Source organism: Moorena bouillonii PNG, assembly GCF_001942495.1.
GTDB lineage: Bacteria > Cyanobacteriota > Cyanobacteriia > Cyanobacteriales > Coleofasciculaceae > Moorena > Moorena bouillonii.
In genome coordinates this window covers 118713-139386 of the sequence record NZ_MKZS01000001.1, presented here as the reverse complement: position 1 = coordinate 139386, position 20674 = coordinate 118713, and the positions used below count along the sequence as shown (strand labels likewise).

At 43.5% G+C, this 20674-nt stretch carries 17 protein-coding genes, 1 tRNA gene and 1 pseudogene; 10 read left to right on the top strand and 9 right to left on the bottom strand.

Features of this window, described 5'->3' with window-relative positions; genetic code table 11:
• Positions 1-67 precede the first annotated feature (67 nt).
• Positions 68-931 (bottom strand): Tab2/Atab2 family RNA-binding protein, encoded by an 864-nt coding sequence (locus BJP37_RS00590; RefSeq protein WP_075895681.1) that lies wholly within the window; start codon positions 929-931, stop codon positions 68-70.
• Between the two features lie 411 nt (positions 932-1342).
• On the opposite strand from BJP37_RS00590, the gene BJP37_RS00585 reads away from it, so the two are divergent.
• On the top strand, positions 1343-1732 hold the full coding sequence (locus BJP37_RS00585) for a nuclear transport factor 2 family protein (RefSeq protein WP_075895679.1): 390 nt from the start codon (positions 1343-1345) through the stop codon (positions 1730-1732).
• Here the strand turns inward: BJP37_RS00585 and BJP37_RS00580 are convergent.
• Positions 1729-2292, bottom strand: a complete 564-nt coding sequence (locus tag BJP37_RS00580; protein ID WP_075895677.1) for a (2Fe-2S) ferredoxin domain-containing protein — start codon at positions 2290-2292, stop codon at positions 1729-1731. The genes BJP37_RS00585 and BJP37_RS00580 overlap by 4 nt on opposite strands.
• A gap of 314 nt (positions 2293-2606) precedes the next feature.
• Here BJP37_RS00580 and dpsA point away from each other — a divergent pair, with 314 nt between their 5' ends.
• A complete protein-coding gene (dpsA, locus tag BJP37_RS00575) occupies positions 2607-3161 on the top strand; it encodes a DNA starvation/stress protection protein DpsA (protein ID WP_075895675.1) in 555 nt (184 codons plus the stop codon).
• A gap of 167 nt (positions 3162-3328) precedes the next feature.
• Here dpsA and BJP37_RS00570 read toward each other — a convergent pair.
• Both BJP37_RS00570 and BJP37_RS00565 read right to left on the bottom strand, forming a co-directional pair.
• Positions 3329-3413, bottom strand: a tRNA-Ser gene (locus BJP37_RS00570).
• A gap of 80 nt (positions 3414-3493) precedes the next feature.
• A complete protein-coding gene (locus tag BJP37_RS00565; RefSeq protein ID WP_075895673.1) occupies positions 3494-4411 on the bottom strand; it encodes a TIGR04168 family protein in 918 nt (305 codons plus the stop codon).
• Positions 4412-4900: 489 nt separating this feature from the next.
• Between BJP37_RS00565 and BJP37_RS00560 the strand changes: the two genes are divergently transcribed.
• Positions 4901-6784 carry a protein kinase domain-containing protein gene (locus BJP37_RS00560; protein ID WP_075895671.1) on the top strand — a complete coding sequence of 628 codons (1884 nt, stop codon included), beginning with the start codon at positions 4901-4903 and terminating at the stop codon, positions 6782-6784.
• Positions 6785-6889: 105 nt separating this feature from the next.
• On the opposite strand, the gene BJP37_RS44180 is transcribed toward BJP37_RS00560, so the two are convergent.
• Both BJP37_RS44180 and trxA read right to left on the bottom strand, forming a co-directional pair.
• Positions 6890-7216, bottom strand: a complete 327-nt coding sequence (locus BJP37_RS44180) for a hypothetical protein (RefSeq protein ID WP_075895669.1) — start codon at positions 7214-7216, stop codon at positions 6890-6892.
• Between the two features lie 100 nt (positions 7217-7316).
• Complete coding sequence (gene trxA / locus BJP37_RS00550; protein WP_075895667.1) at positions 7317-7637, bottom strand: thioredoxin; 321 nt, start codon at positions 7635-7637, stop codon at positions 7317-7319.
• 210 nt (positions 7638-7847) lie between these two features.
• On the opposite strand from trxA, the gene BJP37_RS00545 reads away from it, so the two are divergent.
• Both BJP37_RS00545 and BJP37_RS00540 read left to right on the top strand, forming a co-directional pair.
• On the top strand, positions 7848-8213 hold the full coding sequence (locus tag BJP37_RS00545; RefSeq protein WP_075895665.1) for a recombinase family protein: 366 nt from the start codon (positions 7848-7850) through the stop codon (positions 8211-8213).
• A gap of 412 nt (positions 8214-8625) precedes the next feature.
• On the top strand, positions 8626-10020 hold the full coding sequence (locus tag BJP37_RS00540) for a CBS domain-containing protein (protein ID WP_075895663.1): 1395 nt from the start codon (positions 8626-8628) through the stop codon (positions 10018-10020).
• An 83-nt stretch (positions 10021-10103) separates the two neighbouring features.
• Here the strand turns inward: BJP37_RS00540 and BJP37_RS00535 are convergent, their stop codons facing one another.
• The 3 genes from BJP37_RS00535 to BJP37_RS00520 all read right to left on the bottom strand — a co-directional run bounded on the left by BJP37_RS00535 (position 10104) and on the right by BJP37_RS00520 (position 12793).
• Positions 10104-10568, bottom strand: a complete 465-nt coding sequence (locus BJP37_RS00535) for a nitrate reductase associated protein (RefSeq protein ID WP_070396420.1) — start codon at positions 10566-10568, stop codon at positions 10104-10106.
• Positions 10569-10588: 20 nt separating this feature from the next.
• Positions 10589-11056: a phosphate-starvation-inducible PsiE family protein gene (locus BJP37_RS00530; RefSeq protein ID WP_075895661.1), complete on the bottom strand. Its 468-nt coding sequence runs from the start codon at positions 11054-11056 to the stop codon at positions 10589-10591.
• A 1530-nt stretch (positions 11057-12586) separates the two neighbouring features.
• Positions 12587-12793 (bottom strand): hypothetical protein, encoded by a 207-nt coding sequence (locus tag BJP37_RS00520; protein WP_143727406.1) that lies wholly within the window; start codon positions 12791-12793, stop codon positions 12587-12589.
• Positions 12794-12845: 52 nt separating this feature from the next.
• Here BJP37_RS00520 and BJP37_RS00515 point away from each other — a divergent pair, with 52 nt between their 5' ends.
• The 5 genes and pseudogenes from BJP37_RS00515 (at position 12846) to BJP37_RS00490 (ending at position 20488) form a co-directional block, all read left to right on the top strand.
• Positions 12846-13205, top strand: coding sequence for a hypothetical protein (locus BJP37_RS00515; RefSeq protein WP_143727405.1), 360 nt, complete (start codon positions 12846-12848; stop codon positions 13203-13205).
• A gap of 294 nt (positions 13206-13499) precedes the next feature.
• A pseudogene (locus tag BJP37_RS38130) lies at positions 13500-13742 on the top strand (HetP family heterocyst commitment protein); the annotation flags it as partial.
• 505 nt (positions 13743-14247) lie between these two features.
• Entirely contained in the window at positions 14248-17475 is a 3228-nt protein-coding gene (locus BJP37_RS00505) for a peptide cleavage/export ABC transporter (protein ID WP_075895655.1), read from the top strand.
• An 804-nt stretch (positions 17476-18279) separates the two neighbouring features.
• On the top strand, positions 18280-19881 hold the full coding sequence (locus tag BJP37_RS00495; protein WP_075895651.1) for a beta-barrel domain-containing protein: 1602 nt from the start codon (positions 18280-18282) through the stop codon (positions 19879-19881).
• Positions 19882-20053: 172 nt separating this feature from the next.
• Positions 20054-20488, top strand: a complete 435-nt coding sequence (locus tag BJP37_RS00490; protein ID WP_075895649.1) for a HetP family heterocyst commitment protein — start codon at positions 20054-20056, stop codon at positions 20486-20488.
• Positions 20489-20674 lie beyond the last annotated feature (186 nt).

Here is a 20674-nt window from a genome sequence, read left to right as displayed (position 1 = left end):
TTTAGCTTCTGCCTTCTGCCTTCTGCCTTCTGCCTTTTGCCTGTTGCCTGTTGCCTGTTGCCTGGCGTTATAACTCCCGGCATAGCCAAAATCCAGCAAACCGTTCTGACGTTGGACTCGATTGTACGGCCAGAAAATGGACGAAATTAGCTTTCTGCTTTGCTTCTTCAAAGCCTTTTGCCTCTGCCAGAATTGGGGGTTTGGTCAAGTTAGCGAGAATCCAGCTATCATTGGCACCAGTTTCTAGTAACAACTTTGGCGTATCATCGCTAGTGTCAAGTCTGACAAAGGATAGCTCTAAACCTGACATCCATGCTGCTAGGGGTTTGGCTCGTTGGGAAAATATAATCAGACCGGGAATGGGGGTTTCTGGGGCAATGTCCATGATCGAGACCGGGAAGGCTTCACCAAAGTCAATCTCCCACTCGTTCATTTCCTCAAAGGCAGCGGCTTGTAGACTTACAACTGCCCACTTCTGTCCCTGCAAGGCATCGGGTAGTGGTTTAGGGATGGGGGATTGATAACGGACAAATGAGGAAGCAGCGGCGGCGGGGTCATAGCCTGGTTGATTGGGATAAAAGTCCTGTATCCTTTGTTTTAACCATCGCTCCAAAGCATAGGTGCGACGGCTGGGTTGAGCTGGAATATTCAGCTCATTACAGGCTTTGGTAATCATATTGTTCATCTGACGCCGAAAGAAGCGAATCTTGGTTGGTGGCTGTTGAGCTTTTGCGATCGCATCTGCCAAAGCCTGCCCCAACCAAATTGAATTCACCTGCTGGTTGGGACACCAACTAGCGTATTGAAACAGTGTCTCAGGTGAGAGGTTGATGTCCAAAGGACTCTCGCAAATTAAGACTTCCCAAAGTTTCTTCTGATTTTCGTCCAAAATTGGGCGGGAGTAAAAATCGAGTTCCCAAATTGTTTCCATGCCACCATTAAGATAATCTCACCCATATTTATGATACGGCTCCAAGAGCGCAATCCGTAAGCATTCAGCATTCAGCGGTCAGCATTCAGCATTCAGCGGTCAGCATTCAGCATTCAGCATTCAGCATTCAGCATTCAGCATTCAGCATTCAGCTTTCAGCTTTCAGCTATCAGCTTTCAGCTATCAGCTTTCAGCTTTCAGCTTTTGAATAAAATCAGCTGACCACTGACCACTGACTGCTGACGGCTGACCACTGACCACTGACCACTGACTGCTGACGGCTGACCGCTGACCGCTGACCGCTGACCACTGACCACTGACCGCTGACTGCTGAATGCTTAAGATGTTATTAATTATATTTCACTATATATAATTAAATATATTCACAATTGTGAAACTCAACAAAAAACTATGAGTAGCGATCGCACAGACGTATTAGCCGCCAACACAGCGTTTTATAGAGCTTTTGAGAAAAAGGACATTGAAGCCATGAGTAAGGTCTGGTCTCAAGGCACTGGTAGTCTTTGTATTCACCCCGGACGTGATGTAATCAAAGGTTGGCGGGAGATTAGCTCATCTTGGGAAATGATATTCAAGAATACCCAATACCTGGAAATTGAACCAGAGATTATTGCTACTGAAGTCAGGGAAACTATTGCCTACGTTGTTGTGCTAGAAAAAGTGTTGCAAGTGAGCAAGGGTAGAAGGATTGAGGCAGAATCAATAGCAACCAATACGTTTGAGCTTATGGCTGGCTCTTGGTATTTGGTGCATCATCACGGAAGTCCACTGATGAGCTAACTTCCGACAAAGTGTCGTTCGATCAGGGTGGGAATTTGCTGGGGAGCCACTTCCCTGTAGCGAGCTTTGTCTGGCATCATCACTAGGTTAGGGCCATGTTTGCACTGTTTGAGGCAGCCAGTTTCTTTAATCTTGACTTGGTCTTCTAAACCATGGTCCTTTAAACTCGATGCGATCGCATTACAGACCGCTTTACCCCCCCGTTTCCGACAACTGGATTTCTGACAAACTAAAATACTCGCTTTGCGGGTCGGAGTTTTGGTTCCCAAAACAGTTGTTGGCTGCTGGTGGGGGTGAGCAGCAAGGCTCACCTCATAGGCTTTCAGTTTAAGTTTCCCAGTTTTGCGCTTTAGTTTGCTGGTGCCACTCACTTCAATCCACGCCCCAGGGATAATCGCTGGATCCAAGCTCTTTCTCAGAGGTTTATATAACTTAATCCAATATTCGATATTTGAAACAGTAATTCTTAAATACTTGATTTTATAGCCATCCTTAATGACAAAGTCTAATAACTGTCCTACTACACTAAACTCTGAGACTGGCTCTTTCAACTTAGACATAGTTATTTACCTCTAGGAAAACTGTTTTTCTTTAATCAACCTTAAAAATTGCCATCCTTATGCACTGAATATTTATATTGTGCTGGATTTAAGCAGATTTTACCAAGACAAATCTCGTTCACAGAGTCGTGGCTAATCAAAAATATATCTCAACTAATCTATCACAAATAATCGTCAATAGAGGTTCTGAAAAAGTTAAAAATTGTGTTATTAGCGACATTTGGGAGTCTAGATTAAATAAGATGATATGTGTTAGCCTACTTAAAAGCCTGGCAATAAGGCACACTTAATGAGAACAAGAGGAGAACACTATTATGTCTACAACTCAGGGTCTACTACGCTCCTTTGGTGAAATTGCTGACAATCCAATTTTGCTGGAAAAAAACGTTACCACCCCAGTTTGTGAAGGATTAAACATAGCTTTAGCCAGCTTCCAAGGGTTGTACCTGCAATATCAAAAGCACCACTTTGTTGTGGAAGGAGCTGAGTTTTACTCCTTACATAAGTTCTTTGAAGAAAGCTACGACGATGCTCAAGAGCATGTCCATGACTTAGGAGAGCGTTTGAATGGACTAGGAGGAATTCCAGCTACTAGTTTTGCCAAATTAGCTGAATTGTGCTGCTTCACTCCTGAATCTGATGGAGTTTACAACTCTCGCCAGATGGTAGAGCATGACTTAGCAGCTGAGCAGTCAATCATACAGTTAGTACGCAGTCAAGCCGCTCAAGCAGAAAGCCTGGGCGATCGCGCCACCCGCTATCTCTATGAGAAAATCTTGCTCAAGACTGAAGAACGGGCTTATCATTTGAGTCATTTCCTGGCTCCAGACAGCCTAGTCCTGGGATTTATTGGCAATGCAGCCAACTAAACCTACATAAACTGAGATCTGGCACCATTGTCATGAATCGTAGGGTGGGCAGTGCCTACCAACTGAACCTACTTCAACCTACCTTCCCTACTAGCCCTTTCCATCAACAGAAAAAAGTTGAGGGTTGACGGTCAACCTTCAACTTTTTTCTGTAAACAAATTCAAAACGGAGAGGGGGAGATTCGAACTCCCGGAGCCTTTCGGCTCGCTCGATTTCAAGTCGAGTGCAATCGACCACTCTGCCACCTCTCCGGGCAAATCTATATTAACAATCCTTGGCCAGGATGGCGACTATCTCTAGGAAGTTAAAAACAAAGTTATAAAACTTTGTTTTATACCAGTAAAGCCTCAGAAGCCTGGTACAGTAATTCTTCAGATACCACCGAGTAATCCTTACCCACCCAGACCAGGGATACTTGATCCACTATACCGCCTTTGAGAGACACTATCGAAAAATTCCGCAATCGGTCTGTATCGGTTTCGATAATTCGAGGTACACTAGCTGCATTTAAGTATACAGTGGCTTCCGGACTAGTAACAATCCTAGTTCGTAGTCGGTCTTTGGTGTGCTTGAGGATGTGGTGCATATGACCAAAGGTGACTAAGGGAATGTTTTTACCCAAGGAATAGGTTTTTGCGATCGCATCTTCCAAATCCGGGTCCCCATGATCACCACCAGTAGGATACCAGTCTTTACCACAGGGAGCTTCTGCTTGCTCACCTAGTCCCGTCGGACCATTATGACCGATCAAGATTACCGTTTCGTAAGCCGCACTACGCACTGCTGCTAAAATGCGTTCAACGGATTCAGAAAAGCTATTAATGCCATACTGTTCCCTGTAAAACTTCTTATTGCGCCAACTCTGCCCGCCCCAACTGTAAGGGCGAGCGCCAACTACAGAGAGATTTAAATCTGGGAAGTCAAGGTAACCATAACCCACATGGGTTGACCCCAGTAAGTCCAACTGTTGCTGTACCCTATCTTCTACTTCATGGTCATAAGGAGACTTTTTCCTTCCCCATTCCGAGGCAGTATACCAAGCATCATGGTTTCCCATAATCACCGCCTTGGGTAGGTCAATAGCAGCAATCATCTGGACTATATCCACCGCCTCATTGCCGAAATCCCCGACAAATAAGACCAGATCCACACCCAACTGCTCAAGAGCTATAGCATCTTCCGCTTCCCACAGTTGATGAATGTCTCCAACAACAGCAATTTGGATTGATTGTTTTTGATGAATGGTCATGGTTGTCTTACTATCGCCCCTTCTCCAGCATAAAGGCAAAAGGGCAAACAGCAATATAACATCGAAAAAAGAATACTACATATCACCCCATTATCCCATTAATCCATTATCCCATCAGCCCTTTGCACAGAGGTTGTTTCTGAGCATCCGGATCGAGCAGCTGATAGCTGAAGAATACATTAAGTGTGACTTTTCTTGAGGAGTCTCTAACGGATCTGAGGCATTCGTGATGGCTGATCTGAAACTATTGGCAAATTCTACCGTCTCTACTCTGTGTCCCCCCCTAGGGCTGTTTAATCTGCTCAATAGTATCTAGTCTGACGGGCAGATACCGGAGATAGCTCAGATCACGGAGATCAGAAATACTTTATTCTTCCATTCTTCCATTCTTCGGCACCTTCGGCACCTTCGGCCTATTGCTCTCCTTGCTCTGAAGCACCATCAACACTTTCACAGGAAACATCAACGTAAGCGGTTAGTAAGAAGCGTATGTCTAGATTAGCGTTTAGCCCAGGAGCAGGACCAGAACAGTTAATCAATGGACGTTATCAAGTTATTGACATCCTTAACCGTGTGAGCTGGGGTCAAACTTGTATTGCGTTAGACACTTACCGACCCGGAAATCCCGAATGTATTGTTAGACAATTCCGTCCTGTTACTGATGACCCTGACTCCTGGCAAGCTGCAAAAGATATATTTCATCGTGAAACTAAAATTTTGGAGATTATCTGTCAGCATGACCAAGTTGCCAAAATTTTAGATTGCCTAGAAATTGACCATAGCTTCTACATAGTTCAAGATTTCATCCCTGGACGACCCCTGAGTGAGGAACTCAATCAACCCTGGAGTGAAAGCAGAGTAATCAATCTGCTACAAGAGGTTTTAGAGATTTTGGCATTTGTGCATCGCCAAGGGGTGATTCATGGTGATATCAAGCCAGACAATCTGATCAGACGATCAGACGATAGCAAATTAGTTTTAACTGACTTTAGCGGTATTAAGCAGGTACGGACACCATTAGTTGGTGTTCAATTTAGTGCCATAGCGGCTTTGGGGGCATTCGGGTATATACCAACAGAGCAAATTCTCGGTAAACCTCGTCCCTGTAGTGACCTATATGCTGTAGGGATGATTGCCATTGAGGCACTCACAGGACTCAAACCCATACACCTAGAAGAAGACCCATTAACCGGAGAAGCCCTTTGGCAGGACTACGCCACAGTCACTAAAGATTTCGCTGGCATTATTCAGCAGATGGTGCGCTATTACTTCAAAGACCGTTACCAGTCTGCTGATCAGGTTTTGGAGTCACTCCATTCCTTAACTAGTTCTAAACCATCTATAAACTTACCAATGTCTTCAGCACCACCAACATCCCCAAACCCCTACAAACAAAAAACTGACGATAATCTGGGTGAGCCAATTGAACCAGAGACTCTTGAAACAGAGGAAACAGAGGAAACAGAGGAAACAGAGGAAACAGAAGACATTTATTATCCCTCTGTGCCTACTATTCCTACCAGAAGGTCTAGTGGACTTAATCTCACCGCCATGGGAGTTTCCGCATCTGTAGCCTTGTTAGTAGTAGCTGGAGGCTTCTTGTTCTCATCGGGTGGCAACCAGGCAGAAACTAAGCTAGCACAGGCTGAGGAAAAGTACCAGCAAGGGGATTTAGACGCAGCGCTGAAGCTGGTAAAATCGATACCCGAAGATAGTGAAAACTATCAAGATGCTCAAAATGCGATCGCTCAGTGGAAAAGAGATTGGCAAGATGCCAAAGCCCTATTCCCCCAGATCAAAACCGCCTTTGAGCAACAGAAATGGGTAGAGGTAGTTGAGCAGGCTAGTCAGATTCCTAATATTGTCTTCTGGCAACGGCAAATACAACCTATGGTCAGCCAAGCTCAAGCCAGTCTTGAGAAGGAAGCTTACCAGTTACTAGAGCAGGCTTACAAGCAGGCTATCGAGAAAGACTTTACTGGTGCACTCAACACATTTAAACAAATCCCAAAGGGAACAAAAGCCTACGCTACAATTCAACAAAAAATTCCGGAGTACACTCAAAAGCGAAACATAAAAGCAAACTTCCTTCTTCAGCAGGCTTACAATCGAGCTGCTCAGAAAGACTTTACCAATGCATTGGTATATTTGAAAAAAATTCCTCAAAATACCGATGCCTATCCTAAGGCTCAGGAAAAAATTGTTGACTATACCGCTAAGCAAGAAATTCGGGCTAAGTATCTCTCAAAGATGGCTTATAACCAAGCTGTTTTAAAGAACTACACTAAGGCTTTGGATTATTTGAAACAAATTCCTAAAGGTACCTCCGTCTATGCCAGTGCTCAAGCCACAATTCAGCAGTATGCTCGATAAGCTATTGTGCCGTTAAACTGTCTATTATTGAAATCAAATAAAAAAGATATATCCCAGTGCCCTTTTGCCGTAAGCTATCAGCTATTAGCTGATAGCTTACTTGTTTTACCCTACAGGAGTTAATTGATATTTACTACTAGCAACTAACCTGGGATTGCGATTCATTGCTACTTCTATAAAAGCAGGACTTTCTTTGTGCACTACTTCGGTAAATTTGTCCGAATTAGCCATAACTTGTCTACCTGGTGCGTAAGCTTCAATCACATTACCGCTCACAGAACAGATTACCATTAAATAGTCACAACCTGGGCATTCAGTTTTGGTGACCTGGTCTCCAGCACAAGCATAATGTGATGCTTGAGAACCGATTAAGTAGTGACGTTGAGCCATATTACCACAGTTGGGACATCGGACTGATTGAGTTGTCTCCATTGCCGATTCTCCTCATTTAGATGTCATTGCTTGAAGGAAATAAGTCAGAATTAAACTCATAATTCAGAAATTTTTTTTATTTTTAGGTTTTTAATTAAACCTAAAGTTGCTGTTCAAGTGCGGCAGTAAATTTATCATAGGGAGCAATTCCTACAATAGTTTCTACCACCTCACCGCCCTTAAAAATCAGCACAGCAGGAATACTACGAATACTGTAATTTTTGGCAGTAGCTTTGTCGGCATCAATATCGATTTTTACGACCTTAACCCGATCTTTGTAGTCTTCAGCCAGTTTATCCATTAAAGGAGCAATTTTACGACATGGCCCACACCAAGGGGCTGTAAAATCAACGACGACTGGAACTTCAGAGGTTAAAACTGACTTAAATTCACTGTCTTTGATGTAAGCAACTGTACTCATGATATATTCCTTAAATTTTGAAAAACTACCACAAACTAATAGTCAACGGTAAAGGGTAAAAAGTCAATAACACTCAACATGGTTACCCCTTTTATCTTCCTTTAATAAAGAAGGGCGGTTAATCGGTTGTAATAGCTGTAATAACCAGGATGGCTAAGGCTATAGTTTGGTTTACCATGGTTGTTATGAAGTTGCTTGATGCATTAAGTTATGGCTGCTGAGAAATTGGAATGGGATAGCCTGATCGAAAGGCTAAACCAAGGTAGACAAGCGAAGGCAACTATGGGTGGCTATGCAGGTTATGGTTCACCGGCCTTCGGTCAACGGGCCCTAAATGGTGAGTTGGTGGATGATCCCCAAGAACAGCATGTAATTGAGTTAATTCGCCGTCACCATAAATCGGGCAAGTCATTACAACAAATCGCTAACTGGCTCAATCAGCATGGCTATACAACCAAGCGTGGTCAGCAGTGGAAACGGATCTCGGTTAAGCGGGTTTTAGACCGGCTATACGGTAGAACCCCTAGGGTGTCTACTTTGCCTCAAAAACCCAGTCAAGGGAACTTAAATCAGTAAGTAAATCAGTAAGCTCCAAGCTGGTAAAGTAGTTAGAATACCTTAAACAGAACGTTAGATAAGCCAGGGTACCTGATCGGACAATCCCATCGGACAATCCCATCGGACAATTGCCAAGCTAGGTCAGCAATGCCTAATTATTTGCCCCTAAGCCCAAATGGTTAAAGTCCCAGTATCCCTGGCCACCTCTGAAAGCCAAAAGCTATGTCATATAAGGATTAAAGATGATTTTGCTGTAACATCTATTTATTATATACCTTTATACAAGTTATGTGCATATTATTTATGCGTTTGCGAGATTTGTCCGTAACATCCCTCTAAAAAAACCCAGGCTCAGTAAATACACCAGCGCCATAGTGTGTAGCGGTTGGCGGCGGTCGTAGGTCACGGAAGTTCACGTATCAAATTAATTATGCAACTCAACGATCGACTTATCTGCGCCCCAACCCTAGAAGAGGCAATAGATCATCAGCCTTTGATCGTTGCTCCTGACACCCTCCTAATCGACATAATTGCTTTGATGAGTCAGGAGGGAGGCAAAAGTTGTTCATTGGCCAATTTTTATTCACCATCAGACCAGCTCAGCATTCGTGAGCCACGGTCTAGCTGCGTTTTAGTAATGGACTCAGACCAGTTGCTGGGAATTTTTACTGAGCGGGATATTGTCCGGCTGACGGCTAATGGCATTAACTTTGAAGAGGTAACAGTAGCTGAGGTGATGGCACAGCCGGTGATCACGTTTCCTCAAACTTCGTGTCAGGATATCTTTGCCGCCTTATTCATATTTCGTCGCTATCGGATTCGCCACTTACCAATTGTGGATGATCACGGTCAGCTATTGGGTGTTGTCTCACCAGAGCGAATTCGCCAGGTATTGCGACCAGCCAATCTGCTCAAGTTACGGCGGGTATCAGAAGTGATGACCCCCCAGGTGGTTAATGCGCTTCCAACTGTCTCAGTATTGAGTTTAGCCCGACTCATGAATAAGCACCGAGTTAGTTGTGTGGTCATTACCTCCGACCATGGACAGGATAGCTGTATGCCAGTGGGGATTGTCACAGAGCGGGATATTGTCCAATTTCAGTCTCTCAAGCTGAATTTGTCTAAAGTCCAGGCTCAGGATGTGATGAGTACACCTCTATTTCTGCTGAGTCCTGAAGATTCTCTATGGACAGCTCATCAAGAAATGCAAAAGCGTCGTGTGCGGCGATTGGTGGTGTCTTGGAATTGGGGTAAAGAAATTGGTATTGTCACCCAAACAACCCTGCTGCGAGTGTTTGACCCAATGGAAATGTATGGAATTGTCGATACATTGCAGCAAACCGTTGAGCAATTAGACCCAGCCAAAGAATCCGTGAACAAATCCCACAAAGCCATTCCCCCTGGTGAGGAGTTTGGGAAGATGGCAGAAAATGCGATCGCTTTATCAGGAGATAGGTTTAATCATAAATCAGAGTCACCCAACACAGACCAAAACACAGACCAAAACAGAAAACTAACAGTAATTTTGTCAAAACCGATAGAGGGTCAAGGATTAAATCATTCCCAACAGTGTGAGGATTTCAACTATCCCAAAAGTAACTTGAGCACCAGTCAAGATTATCAACTGTGTATCTTGCTCAACACTATTCAAGCTATTCTAGAAAACCTAGCTAACCACTCTAACCTATCATCAGAATTACGTCAAAGCCAGCTTAATTCAGCCTTAGATCATCTTGATCAAATGCGAGAGCTAATACAGAAACCCCTTAACCTGTCTTGTCGAGATCAGGTGGTGGTAGATCAGGTAGGTACTTCTAGCAGTTAAGCTAATCCAGATTTAAGGGACATATTTGACTTGGTCTGAGTTTGTTGAACGGTGTTCGCCGTAGGCGTCCCTTGTTGGGTAGGTTAACGGTTAACAAAAACTAATTGGAATTCTTTGAGTGCTGGTAAAAAGTTTTTGTTTTCATGACTAGGGCGCGTCAGTTTAATCAGGGCAAAACGTTGGATAGGAGTTAGTTCTGCCCACTGTTGAGTAGTTACTACGACTCCCAATTCCATAGCTTTTTCCGCCACGGTAGATGGAATTACCTGAGAATTCATCCAGGGAGCTTGGGGGTCAACAGGTAAATTAGAAGCCGGTTTTCCTGTATAGTTTATAACTAGGTGTTGAACATAGTCTCCATACTTTTGGATTGACTCGGTCGTAGTGCAGGGTATCTCTACCAGTTGCTGACGCTCGTGTTGATTAAACTGATGCCAGTGGCTCAGTTTAAGTTTGATGCCGCAAGTGTCTAATTTCATCCGCACTTGCATAGGAATACACCGTAAGGAATCCACAAAATCGGCTTCAAATTGGAAAAAATTAGTCATAGTATTCTCAAGCTTATGCATTAATGATGTTTTCTTGTGCTAGTACTCCGTATAATCCAGTAACTCATTGATAGAGATATAATGGCAATTGCTAATCCAATTACCTGGCTTCCAGAAGTTGTTTTCAGGTCAAGAATAATGATTTTACGGGCAACGGCAATTAAAGACGTAACAACAACTAACTCAAGTTGAATAACATGTTTTCGCAGATAAGCGGTTATATTCTCTAAAATTTCTAGTGCAATGAGAATATTTAGAAACAGTCCAAATATTTTGAAAAGTGTTTTGCTCAAAACTATTGCTTCTGGATTGGTTATTTCTTTAACTAGTGAAATAACTAGGCTTCTAAGTGCAACCAAGATTACCACCACCATCACCAAAGAAAGAACTTTGGAAACAAAACCCTCGAACAGATTTAGCCCGTATAAAAAATTCTCATCTTTGCCTGCATCTCTAAGTTTTTGGAAGAGTTGTCTTAACCGCCTCATAGGAATAGGTTAGTAAAAAGACAGATGATGGTTGATTTTAACACTTCCACGGCGCATTAACCTAACAGATTAGTCAATCTCGTGGTTGCCTTTCCCTGAGGCCACCTCCGATGTTCAACTATCGCAATCTCTATGACTTCATAAAGCCAAGACAATCGGCAAGAGGAAGGGCGTTGCTGATTCATGCAATGATTGAGGGTAATTGGTAATTGGTAATTGGTAATTGGTAATTGGTAATTGGTAATTGGTCACTGATCCCACTACACTTGACGAAGTTCCTTAGTTCACTAGCCCCAGACGGAGAATAGACCGGAAGAGGGGTCAGAGGGCAGAAATTGACCATGATCTTTGTCACAAAAATTTACAAATTGACATTGGGGGNTAATTGGTAATTGGTAATTGGTAATTGGTAATTGGTAATTGGTAATTGGTAATTGGTAATTGGTAATTGGTAATTGGTAATTGGTAATTGGTAATTGGTAATTGGTAATTGGTAATTGGTAATTGGTAATTGGTAATTGGTAATTGGTAATTGGTAATTGGTAATTGGTAATTGGTAATTGGTAATTGGTAATTGGTAATTGGTAATTGGTAATTGGTAATTGGTAATTGGTAATTGGTAATTGGTAATTGGTAATTTGTAATTGGTAATTGGTAATTGGTAATTGGTAATTGGTAATTGGTAATTGGTCACTGATCCCACTACACTTGACGAAGTTCCTTAGTTCACTAGCCCCAGACGGAGAATAGACCGGAAGAGGGGTCAGAGGGCAGAAATTGACCATGATCTTTGTCACAAAAATTTACAAATTGACATTGGGGGTGGATCAAGTTTTAGTAAACATATAGTAAAGATTTCATTAAAGTTTCCTATAAGTTGATTAGGGTGACATATATCCCCTAGATTTCCTTGTCAGTTTACTCAAGATTACGTGAAAATTGTGTTAAATTTGCATAAATTTGGAAATTTTGTGAAAAAAGTATGAAGAAAATGTGAATGTATAAAAGAAATGTGAGTTTCGCTTGACAACTACCCCTTGAATTTACTAGATTTCCTTTTGTAGATGAACAAAATTTCACGTTCAAGATCATCAGCGTGAAATATAACTTCATAAACCAAACAGCCAAACCAATCCAACTTTGGATTTGTTTTTCTTGAAAGAATCAAAGAGGGTAACTATGCTCAAGCTAGTGATTTTATTGTTTCCGCTGACTGAGCCAGTTTTTTGAATAGAACTTGTAACTAGTTCAGGCTAGACGCCATCGGCTTTATGGCGAATCGGGCTGAGTAGATATACTCGATATCGTTCAGCTCAGCAGTTAGCCACATAGAAACTCTAGAAAAAAACTCTAGAATATTTTTAAATTCAGGTGCTCATCTGTTTCGGTGTCTAGGTGTTTCGGGATTTACTTCAGACAACAGAAAAGTTTTCTGTCTAAAGACAGAGGAATTTAAAAAGGGTTTGTATTTGTTGTTGTAACGGGACTGAAATAGGATCAATCTTTCACGCTCATCTGCGCTTAGTCTATTTAGGCAAGGCTCTGGTATTGTGAAAAATTAGGTGTAACACTAGGTTTCACAACAGCATCAACTTTGAAAAAATCATCCGACATACTCATGAACATACCATTAGGAAAGCGGAAGCCATCGCCGCGTTCTCTAATCCAGCTTTTTACTAAGAGCTTTTCAGGGGTGCTTAGCAAATTGAACCTAAAAGCAGCAGGTTCTAAACCCACTGACGACCCTAGCCATTGCTGGCCGTGCTGTTGGTTAACTATCTCGAACAGATTGCTTAGGGGTCTTAGATCTGACACCTCCGACACTGGTGTTGGCACTGAAGGCATTGAACAGGATAGCAGCTATTTCCGGAATGATGTGCTATCGTCAAACTTATCAGTCTCGGTGGGAGCAAAAAAAACGGAAATTATCTTACTGCAAGGGATGTTCAATCTCCTGAAAGTCTTCTGTGACATAACTCCAAGCACTGATATGCCCGCATTACAAGGGAATCATACGAGGCTGATTGGCAAAATTCTACCCCACTGGCAAGTATTTAGGTTGGTAATCGATATCAAAGTCAATTCTGTTCTAGTCCAGCAGTTTTTAAATCCATTGTGGCCAATGACCACGGTGGGATCTGTTGAGTAAGTGAGCCGAAACAGATCCCACCGATTAATCCTTGGATTGAGAGTTTGTTATTGTTCCCCATGGTAGTTTGTAGCAGCAAAGCTTGTTTATCACTTAATGTTTATCCCTATAAGTGTTTAGACAAAGTTTAGACAAATAACTATGAGCTGAAACCCCATAGTCAGCTATTGGTCGCAATTGCAATAAATCCTTAACCTGTTCCAAGGCTTAATCATTACCGTGGTTAATTGGCAACTTCCCCTTGCCAGTTGGGTATAGACCATTACAAGATGTCGTTAATTCTGGGTGACTACCATGGCCAAAAAATTACTATCAATAACTAGTAGACCATCAACTAGTAGAACATCTCAACCAACGTCAACCTCTACGAGCTCTGAACCAGTCATGACTAATGATCAGCTTAACCAGGTCGTAGAAGCTATCATCGCAGGCAAGTATTCTTGGGCTTGTGTGTTAGTTCTGCGTTTTTATGGCTACAACCCCCTCCATTACATCCCTTACCGAACCTACAATCGGTTAATCAAAGAAAATCGTCAAGCTGGTAAGCATCCAGTTGGCAAAACCCCTGTATCACGATCACAGGTTGTTAGTAAGGTCTAGTCAGCTAAGCGGGAAATTTGGGAGATTCATCAAGTCTGAACAAAACCCACCTGCCTAGGTCAGTTTGATGGATTATTGATGGACTATTAATGCAGAGCCTACTTGTCAACGTCTTCGGTGTTTAATATGTTGAACTCCACTCGCATCAACCGACCTATCTGCTTACATCTAGCTGACTTCTATTATTGGCTTGATGGTTCGACTCAGACTTGACCTCCTATCCCCAACCCTTATGGGTTTACTTTACACCAGATGCCCTAGCGGTATTTTAAAGTTTCGATGAAGTTTACTTAAATTTTTTGTGAATTTTTTGTGAATTATTGGTAACTAGTCGGTTAGTGACTTGACAAAAACTAAGTTATTAGCTAACTAAATGTAGTTAATTGTAAATGGTTAATTGTAAATGGTTAATTGTTAAAAATCAATTTTCAATGTTTAACATATGAAGAATATAATCAGGGATTCGGCAGAGCATGGGTTACCATCGTCTTCTATCAACCCAGACCCTGCTAGCAATTTATCAGTGGTGCTTCAAAGCTTGACCCTAGACTCAGTCGATCCAAAGCTCAACTACGAATTTAGTCAATCGTTTGACCTTGATAACTTCCAGCTAGGGGATAAAATCCTTGCCTATAATACACCAGAGCTATCCAAAGATTCTGTTGAGATTGAACAAGATCACCAATATCTTTACCTAGTTTGTCAGGGGCGGGTACGACTACTAGGCTTTGATGCTGAAAAACAGCGGGAGGTTTCCATACAGGTACTCGAAGAAGGGGAAACCTTTGGTGCCTATGATCTATTAGGTAGTCTATCCTATCCTTACAGAGCGATCGCAGCGAGTTCAGGACAAGTTGCCCGTATTTCCCTAAATCAACTCTTGCCTTGGTTGGAACGGTTGCCGAAGTGGTCGGAAATCCTGGGGCAACAAGCCCAGCACCGGCAATGCCTAATTTTCTTCAAGACTTTGACCAAATTGCGTACGCTTAACGGTGTTAGCCTAAATCAACTGTTGCCCTACATCGTAGAAACACGCATTGAGGCTGGGGAGTCTCTGGTGTCCTCTTCCCAAGCTGGGCATTGCTGGCTACGTAGTGGTCAAATGGCAACGCCAGAAGGAACAGAGGCAAATTCCTCTGCTCCATTTCCTAGCATCGGAGAAAGTTGGGGATATCCGATGCCAGTACCAACAGATTGGATTGCCCAAACTGATGTATTGCTTTACCAGCTGCCTCAAGAGCATTGGCAAGCGGCTTGCGCGATCGCACCAGTTTTGGCTAACTCCACCGACTCACCAGATCAGGAGAACAGGCAAAGTGCTAAAAATGGTGACGGTAAATCTCCATCGGCTCAAGGCTTAGTTAAAAAAACCCATACTCCGTCACCACATCCAAACCAGACTAGAGCACGACCGACTCGGCGAGTTTTAGAACCTCCTAAGCAACAAACGCCCCTTGAACCCAGTCAGTCAGAAAGCTTTGATTTTCCTAAACCAGCAAAGCAGGGTTGGAAATTCCTAAGGTTTTGGCAGCGCTATCCTTTTATTGAGCAGCAAGCTTCCTCGGATTGTGGTGCTGCCTGCTTAGCCATGATTGGGCAGTATTGGGGTAAACGGTTTGCTCTCAACTCCCTGCGGGAACTGGCAGGAGTGGGCCGTTCTGGTTCATCCCTCAAAGGTTTATCTAAAGCAGCAGAAAGTTTAGGCTTTCAAGCTAGTCCAGTCAGGGCTTCTTTAGGTCGCTTAGCCGATCGGAGTAATCCTTGGATTGCTCACTGGGAAGGGGATCACTATATTGTTGTCTACCAGGTAAAGGGTAATAAGGTACTTGTTGCAGATCCAGCAGTGGGGAAGCGATCGCTTGCTCGCAAAGACTTTCTCCAAGGTTGGACTGGGTATGCCATGCTATTGGATCCAACTCCCCAACTAGCAATTACTCCCAGCGACAAACGTTCTTTAGGGCCGTTTTGGGGGTTGCTATGGCCCCATCGCTCAGTCCTGCTGCAAATTATCTTGGCTACCCTGATCCTTCAGGTTTTTGGTCTGATTACTCCTTTATTTACCCAGATCATTCTTGACCGGGTGATTATCAACAGAAGCCTTGTCACTCTTAATGTCTTCTCCATTGGTCTAATCATCTTTGGCATTTGGACGATTGGGGTTAGTATAACCAGACGCTACTTGCTCGACTACTTTTCCAATCGGCTTAGTCTCACCTTCGTCAGTGGGTTCATAAACCATACCCTGACCTTACCTCTGAAGTTTTTTGAATCCCGCCAGGTGGGGGATATCCTGACCCGAATTCAGGAAACTGGAAAAATTCAGGGTTTTATAACTCAGCAAGCGATTGCTACTTGGCTAGATGTGGTGATGGTGTTTGTCTATATTGGACTGATGCTCTACTACAATTGGCGTCTAACTGTGCTGGTGTTGGCAACGATTTTACCCATCGCCATCTTGACTGTGATTGCCAGTCCCTTTCTACGCCAGGTGTCCAGGGAAATCTTTAAAGAAGCAGCCCAACAAAATTCTATGTTAGTGGAAATGATGTCAGGGGTTGCTACTGTGAAAACGGCGGCTTCGGAACAAGAAGTGCGCTGGCGCTGGGAAGATCGCCTCACCAATCAGTTGAATGTACAATTTAAAGGTAGAAACCTGGCTAACGGGTTAGGGTCAATTAGTTCTCTAATTAATACTCTCAGCAGCACAGCTTTGCTTTGGTTTGGCGCTAGCTTAGTAATTAATGAGCAGCTTACTATCGGTCAGTATGTCGCGTTTAATATGCTCATTGGCCGAGTCACTGGTCCGATTTTGGCTCTAGTGAATCTTTGGGATGAGTTTCAAGAAATCTTGGTGTCTGTAGAACGGCTTAATGATGTCTTATCTGCTAAACCAGAGGAGAATCCTCAAGAACCGATGCTGGTTCTACCTGAGATTAAGGGTGATGTAATATTGGAAGATGTTACCTTCCGATACTCCGAGGATGAGGATCGCAATATCCTACAGAATATTTCCCTACAGATTAAGGCTGGAGAAACCATTGCTCTAGTGGGGCGCAGTGGCTCGGGCAAGAGTACCTTGGTGAAGCTACTGCAAGGTCTCTATCATCCGACTAATGGTCGTATTTTGATAGATGGACACGATATCCGCCATATTTCCCCGCAATCTTTGCGTTCTCAAATGGGTGTGGTACCCCAAGAATGTTTCTTGTTCTCGGGGACAATTGTCGAAAATATCACTCTCTACCGACCGGATTTCAGCCTGGATGAAGCCGTAGAGGTAGCCAAACTAGCAGAAGCTCATGCTTTTATTCAAGGTATGACTTTGGGATATAATACAAAAGTCGGAGAGCGAGGCTCTACCCTTTCTGGTGGACAGCGACAAAGGATTGCCATAGCCCGAGCCCTATTGGGCAACCCCAAGATTCTGATTCTGGATGAAGCGACTAGCTCCCTAGATACAGAATCCGAGCGCCGCTTTCAACAAAACTTAGCTCGCATTAGTCGCGATCGCACTACCTTCATCATCGCCCACCGCCTCTCTACAGTGCGCAATGCTGACTGCATCCTTGTCCTAGACCGAGGCATTCTGGTCGAGAAAGGCAACCATGAGGAACTCATGGATCGTCAAGGTCTTTACTATCATCTAGCACAGCAGCAGCTAGATCTTTAATAGATCATTAACTAGTGCTCATTAGTCATTAGTTATTAGTTATTAGTTATTTAGTCATTAGTCATTTGTAAATTCCAATAGACCCTGGTTAGTCACAAAGGACTAATGACTAAGAAAATTTGAAGCTACCTATCACTATATCAAACTATGTAAAAATTTGCCAATTTGGCAACACAGTGATGTGAAAAGGACTAATGACTAATGACTAATGATTAATGAAATTTGAAGCTAGCTATCACTATGTCAAGCTTTGTAAAAAGCTGCCAAAAATCTGCCAATTTAGCAACATACTCAGATGAAATTGATCTTTTATCAGAAAAGTGGAAAAGCCCTGTGTGAATAGAAGGGGAGAAAAACGTGTTCAGATATGGCTCCACACCCATTTCGTAACCACTGTTTAGAATCCCCTGAGAATCCTCCATGACGCACACTCACAGGATTGTTTAATTCCAATTCCTTTGTTTAATTCACTCCCATGCACCCAACCATTGGTGAGACGGAGGTAACTTGGAGAGCCTAACCCTAGGGTCAGTCCTGCTCAAGTCCACATCTGACAGCGTGCTCAGCCAAGCGGTTTGACCGACCGACGGCTACTTAAAGGGGAAGGGTTTAAGTTCTGATCTCGGGGTGCATTGAAGCTATCTGAAAAAGGGGCAAGTAGAGTCAGGTAATGCCAAAGATTTCGGTCTGCGCAACAATGCCAAACTCCCCCCGGGAAGCTAAGGGCAGCAAGAGAATTGGTCGCTTTCTTTCCCAAAACATTGGTCATTTCCCTAAAATGTTAATTTAGCGTGATCTACCACCATGACACAAGCAAAACCAATAAACTCCCCACCTGAGGCGGCTACGAGTCGTCAAGGTAACGTCGTTTTAATGCCATCAGGTCGCCTGAGACCTGATTATGACCAAGAGGCAGCCTCACCCAGCACAGAGGTAGGAACCAATACTGCCAATGCTCCTATTACGTCCAAATGGTCAACCTCCATACAAACTACCCTTGACCAGCCTCCGGCGAACCTTCCCCGGCTGTTGATGTTGGGTGGATTAAGCTTCTGTACGATATTTGTGGCTTGGGCAACGTTTGGGCAGATTGATGAAGTGGGTAAAGCTCATGGAAGCTTAGTGCCAAAAGGGGACGTTTATAAAGTTGACCCGATTGAGCCAGGCAAGATTGCTAGTATTAAGGTCAAAGAAGGGCAAGCGGTTAAAGCTGGGGAAGTCTTGGTGGAACTGGATACAGAGCTTGCCACTCAGGAAGTAGAGCGTTTAGAGAAAGTGCTTAATGCAGACCGGATTAGGTTAGTTCAGATGCAAGGACTGCTTGAAAGAACCCGTCTGGAAGCAGAAACTCGTGAGCAGATTACCCAAGCAGAAGTTCAAGCACAACAAGCTTCGATCGCACGAGCACAAGCTAGTGCATCGGCAATTAGACAACAAATCATTCAACATCAGTTAGCTAAAGCTGCTAATCGCGAACGATTACAACGGATGAAGCTGGTGCAGGCGACAGCCCAAGAACTGCTCCAGCAACGGCGGGCTAATGTAGTGGCTCTCAAAGAACGACTCGATAACCTTAAGCCTCTGTTGGCAGAAGGAGCAATCTCCAAAGAACAGGTATTTCAAGCAGAACAAAGCTTTCGTGCTAGCCAAAGTGCTGTTACCGAAAGCAAACTGCAAGATGGTTTGAGTACTCGCGAACAAATTTTTCAAGCTCAGCAAAGTATACGCGATCGCGAAGCGGCGACTACCCAAAGCCGAGGTGAGCTAGAACAGACTTTAGCAGAGATCAAACGACTAGAGGCAGAATTAGAGCATCGGCAAGCTACCGGACGCACCACTCGCCTGGAAGCACAGCAGAAAATTCAACAGTTAGAAGTAGAACTGACCCAAATCAAAGCTAGAATTTCTGAAAATGAAACCCTGGTCAATACTGCTAAAACCAGGCTCAAACAGAAGTTTCTCAAAGCGCCAGTGGATGGGATAATATCTTCCCTCAACATTTCTAATACTGGTCAAGTAGTGCAACCAGGACATAGCATCGCCGAAATCGCTCCTCAAGGTGCCCCCTTAGTGCTATCGGCAAATTTGCCTACTCGGGAGGCAGGGTTTATTAACGAAGGAATGCCGGTGCAAGTGAAATTTGATGCCTATCCCTATCAGGATTACGGCATCATCAAAGGCACGGTGATTTCAATCTCTTCCGATGCTAAAGCCGATCAACTAATGGGTTCAGTCTATAAGGTGAAAGTGTCCCTTGACCGTGACTATGTGATTGAAGATGATGAAATCATTCGGTTTAAGGCTGGTCAGACCGCCAATGCTGACATCATCATCCGCCGCCGTCGGATTATCGATTTCTTATTGGATCCGATGCGACAGCTTCAAAAAAGCGGCATCGATCTATAGTGCTTTGTTTTCAAATCACTTTCATCACTCACTGATGGTTTACTGTTGACGCTTAACAGTTGACCGTTAATGCTTAGTAGTCAACTTGCTAGTAATTCCTTGGAATCTGCAAGTTAACTGCACCCCAACTTATAAACTATTGACCTTTAGACTTACAGGATCAGAAATAACCATGACCTATCGTATTCCTTCTGCCAATACCAACCTCGACAAAGTGATGGATACCGATAAGTTTAGCGAGATCGAGGAAGCCATCCTTGATGGCAAGTATTCTTGGGCTTGTGTGTTAATGCTACGCTTAGCGGGCCATAACCCCCTAGACTACATGCCTTCTAGAACCTACAGCCGCTTGCTCAAACAAAACCGGGACATGATATTACAGAAGCAAGCTAGTATGATGAGCAATGGCACTAAAGCCTTGAATGCACGACAGCGTTTGAGCCAGATCAAAGATCTCGCTTATGTAGAGACCCTTGGCAAGAAAACCTCACAGGTCCACGGTGGCGATCAAGAACAGCAGTTTATCGCTGAACTCGAAGAAGAGGAATCCATGCTCAAGAAGTTAGCCGATTATTTACGGCGAGACTGTTTGGTTTCGCTGTGGTGAGCAGGTGTAATGATTTTCTTACCCATGCTCCTTATCATCACCAGCACTGGTTCCCACCACAGCAGATCAGACTAAGCCTGTGGTCGAACTAATTCATTAATAACTGCCTTGTCCATTAGGTGCGCTTTCCGTGATGGCGAGCAATCCCTTGACCGTAGGTCACGCTACGCGAACGCCATCACGGGT